The organism is Mycobacterium sp. (assembly GCF_035653355.1).
Lineage (GTDB): Bacteria > Actinomycetota > Actinomycetes > Mycobacteriales > Mycobacteriaceae > Mycobacterium.
Genome location: NZ_DASRBZ010000657.1, coordinates 1 through 3742 on the forward strand (window position 1 = coordinate 1; position 3742 = coordinate 3742).

Sequence of the window (3742 nt, forward strand, 5' to 3'; positions counted from 1 at the left end):
GACACCGATCATGCGCGCCAGCCTAACGGGCGAGTTCCGCGCGGGACGGTCCGCGTCATGTTGCGACGTCCCGCCGCAATGCCGGAAGAATCTAGGCGTGCCAGCCGAGGACTTCATCGCGCCGACGGTGCGAACGCGTGACCGCACCGCGCTGCAGACGCTGAATTTCTTCATGGCCGACATGGAGGCCGGCATCGGGCCCTTTCTGGGAGTGCTGCTGGCCAGTCGCGGCTGGCACACCGGGACCATCGGTACGGTCATCACGCTCGGCGCCATCGTGGGCATGGTGGCCGTCGCGCCCGCCGGAGCTTTGGTCGATGCCACCACCCGCAAACGGGCCTGCGTCATCGGCGTCGGCTTGGCCGCCGTCGCCGCCTCGGCGGTGATTCTCACCAACCACTACTTCTGGGTAGTCGCCGCCGCGCAGGCCGTCATGAGTATCTCCGGGGCGGCGATCGCCCCGGCGGTCACGGCATCACGCTCGGCTTGGTCGGCCAAACGGGGTTCACCAGCCAGATCGGTCGCAACCAGGCCTTCAACCACGCCGGCAACATGGCCGGTGCCGGCCTGGGCGGGCTGCTGGGTTGGGTGTTCGGCTACGCCGGCGTGTTCTGGTTAGCCGCGGCGTTCACTGTGGTGGCCATCGCCGCAACCCTGGCGATTCCGCCCAGTCGTATCAACCATCACATCGCCCGCGGCGAGGCGGCGCGTGGCGACCAGGCTCCGGTTAAAAAGCTGCGAGTGCTCATCGAGTGCCGGCCGCTGCTGGCATTGGCCGCCGCGGTGGTGCTGTTTCATTTGGGCAACGCGGCGATGTTGCCGCTCTACGGGCTGGCCGTGGTCGCCACTCACGCCAACCCGTTCACCACGGTGGCCAGCACCGTCGTCGTCGCCCAGGCCGTCATGATCGTCACCTCGCTGGTGGCCATGCGGATCGCCCAAACCCGCGGCTACTGGCTGGCCGTCCTGATCGCGTTCGGCGCACTGCCCGTCCGTGGGCTCATCGCGGCGGGAATCATCACCACGTGGGGCGTCATTCCGGTCCAGGTGCTCGACGGCATCGGCGCCGGCATGCTGTCGGTGGCGGTGCCCGGGCTGGTGGCCCGCCTGCTCGACGGCACCGGGCACATCAACGTCGGCCAGGGCGCGATCATGGCCGCGCAAGGCCTCGGCGCCGCCCTGAGCCCCGTGCTCGGTGGCTATGTTGCCCAAATATGGGGATTCCCGTCGGCTTTCCTTTTGCTCGGCGGGCTATCTGTGGGGTCGCTGGTCATCTGGCTGACGTTCGCGCCGATGCTGCGCCGCGCAGGCAACCACCTGCCGGCGGTATCAGCGCCGGCCGAGGTGACGTGAACCGGGCGTCACTCGTCGGACGTCACCAGCTCCCAATCGGCCGGTAGGCCTTCCGCCAACTTCACGTGAAGTGGCACACCGACCGCCATGGCTACGCTCAAGCGATGCGCCGCACGGGAATCGACGAACTGCGCGACGCGGTGCTGGACGATGGGTCGTTCGTCGGCTGGGACACCGCGCCGACGCCAGTGCCGGTCTCGGAGTCCTACGCCCGCGAGCTGGCCGCCGCCCGGGCCGCTACCGGCATAGACGAATCGGTGCTGACCGGGGAGGGCCGGGTTTTCGGTCGCCGCGTCGCGGTGGTGGTCTGTGAATTCGGCTTCCTCGGCGGATCGATCGGGGTGGCGGCGGCCGAACGGATCACCGCCGCGGTGCAGCGTGCGACCGCGGAGCGATTGCCGCTGCTGGCCTCACCGAGCTCCGGCGGCACCCGCATGCAGGAAGGCACGGTTGCATTCCTGCAAATGGTCAAGATCGCCGCAGCGGTCACCTTGCACAAGCAGGAACACCTGCCCTATCTGGTCTACCTGCGCCATCCGACCACCGGCGGAGTGTTCGCGTCGTGGGGCTCGCTGGGGCACGTCACGATCGCCGAGCCCGGCGCGTTGATCGGTTTCCTGGGCCCGCGGGTCTATGAGCAGCTCTACGGCGAACCGTTTCCCGCCGGTGTTCAGACCGCGGAGAATCTGCAGCGGCACGGGGTGATCGACGGCGTGGTTCCGCTCGAAGACCTGCGCCACACACTGGATCGCGCGTTGACGGTCCTCGCCGACGACCCCGAGCCTGCGCCGCCGTTACCGCCGAGCGAGCCGATACCCGATGTATCGGCATGGGATTCGGTGGTGGCGTCACGACGGCCGGACCGCCCGGGCGTGCGCCACCTGCTGCGGCACGGCTGCACCGACGAAGTGCTGTTGTCGGGCACTGAGCAAGGCGAGGCAGCGACGACGCTGCTGGCGCTGGCCCGGTTCGCCGGCCAGCCCGCGGTGGTGCTCGGCCAGCAGCGCGTGGTCGGCGGGATTGTCGGTCCCGCGTCGTTGCGTGAGGCCCGCCGCGGCATGGCGCTGGCCGGGGAACTGCGCCTGCCCCTGGTGCTGGTCATCGACACTGCCGGCCCGGCCTTGTCGGCCGAAGCCGAGGAGGGCGGACTGGCGGGCGAAATCGCCCGCTGCTTGGCTGATCTGGTCACGCTGGACACGCCGACGGTGTCGGTGCTGCTGGGCCAGGGCAGTGGCGGCCCGGCGCTGGCGATGGTGCCCGCCGACCGGGTGTTGGCTGCCCTGCACGGCTGGCTGGCGCCGCTGCCGCCCGAAGGCGCCAGCGCGATCGTCTTCCGCGACACCGACCACGCCGCGGAACTGGCTGCGGCGCAAGGCATTCGGTCGGCCGACCTGCTTGCGTCGGGCATCGTCGATCGCATCGTGGTTGAACATCCCGACGCCGCCGACGAGCCGATCGAGTTCTCCAAACGGCTCGCCGGCGCGATCGCTGCCGAGGTGCACACGCTGCGCGCTGTGCCCGACGCTGAGCGGATGGCGGCGCGGCTGGAGCGTTACCGGCGGATCGGGCTGCGCTAGCTCTCAGGCAGGCCGAGGTACCGCTGGATCGTCGGCCCGAGCCACTCGACGATCTCGTCGCGGCTCATCGCAACCACCGGCACCAACCGCAACACGAACCGGCAGAACGCCATCCCCATGATCTGGGTGGCGATCAGCCCGGCCCGCCATTGCGATTCCGCCGGGGCGACGCGGGCCACCAGCGGCTGCAGCTGCGTTTCGAAAATCAGCCGCATCCGTTGCGCGGCTTCGTCATTGGTGGCACTCGAGCGCAGCAGAATGACCAGCGCGTCGTCGCCCTCCCAGCGCTCGAGGAAGTGCCGCACCAGCGACCGCCCGACCTGCGTCCGCTCAACGGCCGCCAGATCGGGAAACCTCAGGTCGAAGTCGGCGGCTGCGGCGAACAACTTATCTTTGCTGCCGTAGTAGCGCATCACCATCGCCGGATCGACCCCGGCATCAGCGGCGATCGCCCGAATGGTGGCGGCCTGAAAGCCGGCTGCGCCGAACCGCTCGCGGGCGGCCGCCAAAATCGCGGCCTTGGTCTTCTCCGAGCTCCGTCTCATGTCAACGAGTGTAGGCCAACACATGTTGACATCGGCGGGTATACAGCGCATGCTGGATATTGCCAACAAGCGTTGACTTAGGAAGGAGTCACGCCATGACCGATATCGACGTCCTCGTCGTGGGAGCCGGGCCCACGGGGTTGACTCTGGCGATCTCGCTGCTCAACCGCGGGGCGCAAGTGATGATCGTCGACTGCCTGGCGGCCGGGGCCAACACCTCACGCGCGGCGGCGGTCAACGCTCGCACGCTGGAAGTCCTCGAAGAGT

3 protein-coding genes and 1 pseudogene are annotated in these 3742 nt (G+C 68.9%); 3 read left to right on the plus strand and 1 reads right to left on the minus strand.

The genetic code is table 11. From position 1 onward, the window contains the following. Positions 1-181 precede the first annotated feature (181 nt). Together VFA16_RS22520 and VFA16_RS22525 are read left to right on the plus strand one after the other, a co-directional pair. Positions 182-1353, plus strand: a pseudogene (locus VFA16_RS22520) (MFS transporter). A gap of 104 nt (positions 1354-1457) precedes the next feature. Further along, positions 1458-2930 (plus strand): carboxyl transferase domain-containing protein, encoded by a 1473-nt coding sequence (locus VFA16_RS22525; protein WP_324969967.1) that lies wholly within the window; start codon positions 1458-1460, stop codon positions 2928-2930. Here VFA16_RS22525 and VFA16_RS22530 read toward each other — a convergent pair. Continuing rightward, the gene (locus VFA16_RS22530; protein ID WP_324969968.1) at positions 2927-3475 is read right to left on the minus strand and encodes a TetR/AcrR family transcriptional regulator; all 549 of its coding nucleotides are present in this window, start codon (positions 3473-3475) and stop codon (positions 2927-2929) included. The two genes, VFA16_RS22525 and VFA16_RS22530, sit on opposite strands and share 4 nt — an antisense overlap. 95 nt (positions 3476-3570) lie before the next feature. Between VFA16_RS22530 and VFA16_RS22535 the strand changes: the two genes are divergently transcribed. Beyond that, positions 3571-3742 (plus strand): FAD-dependent oxidoreductase (locus tag VFA16_RS22535; protein ID WP_324969969.1); only part of this gene is annotated, 172 nt, incomplete at its 3' end.